The organism is Mycobacterium scrofulaceum, assembly GCF_001667885.1.
Taxonomy (GTDB): Bacteria; Actinomycetota; Actinomycetes; order Mycobacteriales; family Mycobacteriaceae; genus Mycobacterium; species Mycobacterium scrofulaceum_C.
In genome coordinates this window covers 1-1,124 of the sequence record NZ_LZJW01000047.1, presented here as the reverse complement: position 1 = coordinate 1,124, position 1,124 = coordinate 1, and the positions used below count along the sequence as shown (strand labels likewise).

Annotated in this window: 1 protein-coding gene; it reads right to left on the bottom strand. The window is 68.1% G+C overall.

Annotated elements, in window-relative coordinates; all coding sequences use genetic code 11:
* On the bottom strand, window positions 1-1,124 hold a 1,124-nt coding region (locus A5681_RS05775), incomplete at both ends, for an AMP-binding protein (RefSeq protein ID WP_156737857.1).

Here is a 1,124-nt window from a genome sequence, read left to right as displayed (position 1 = left end):
TGCTCGCGAATCAGCATGGCGTGCAGGTCTTCTGGTGAGCGGACCACCGCGTCGGGCACGATCACCAGCCGGTCGCCGTGCAGCAGCGACCCGAAGATCTCCCACACCGAGAAGTCAAAGGACAGCGAATGGCACTGCGACCACACCCGGCCCAGCGCCAGCTCGTCATGCACCGACTCCAGCAACTGGGTGACATTGTGATGGGTGACCGCCACGCCCTTCGGAACCCCCGTCGTGCCCGAGGTGTAGATGATGTAGGCCACGTTCTCGGGGGCCGGCGGCGGTAGCGGCCCGGCCGGCTGTGCCGCCATTTCCGGATCGTCGAAATCGATGACGGCCACGTCCGACCCGTCGAGCCGCGATCGCACGCCCGCGGTGGTGACGGCGGCGATGGGCGGGGCGTCGGTGAGCATGAACTCGATGCGGGTCGCCGGGAGCCCGGGGTCGATGGGCAGGTAGGCGGCCCCGGTCTTGAGCACCGCCAAGATCGCCACCACGGCCTCGGCCGAACGCTCGGCCACCAGACCCACACACTCCCCCGGACCCGCACCATACTCAACCAACAAGCGCGCCAACCGATTCGACGACTCATCCACCTCGCCATACGTCCACGACCGGCCCCCGCAGGTGATCGCCACCGCCTCCGGGACACGATCCACCTGCGCGGCGAACAACTCCGGAATCGACACCGTCACCGCCACCGGCCCGCCCAGCACCGCCCGATTACCGATCAGCTCAAGACGCGCCCGCTCGGCCTCGTCGAGCACATCGATCGACGAAATACGCCGCGTGGGATCGGCCGTGACTGCCAGCAGTACCCGCCGGAACTGCTCGATCAGCTTTTCGACGGTGGCGGTGTCGAACACGTCGGTGCGGAATTCCACCGCCCCGCCGATCCCGGCGGGTTGCCCGTCCTCCGTCCAGCGCTCGGCCAAGGAGAACACCAGATCCATTCGCGCGACTTGGGTGTCAACGGGTTCCGGCGTCACCTTCACGTCCCCCAACGCCAGCCCGGCAGCGGGCCCCTCGTGCTGCCAGGGCAGGTTCTGCCAGGCCAGGACCACTTGGATCAGGGGGTGATGGGTCAGGCTGCGGGTGGGGTGCAGCCGTTCGACGAGGACTTC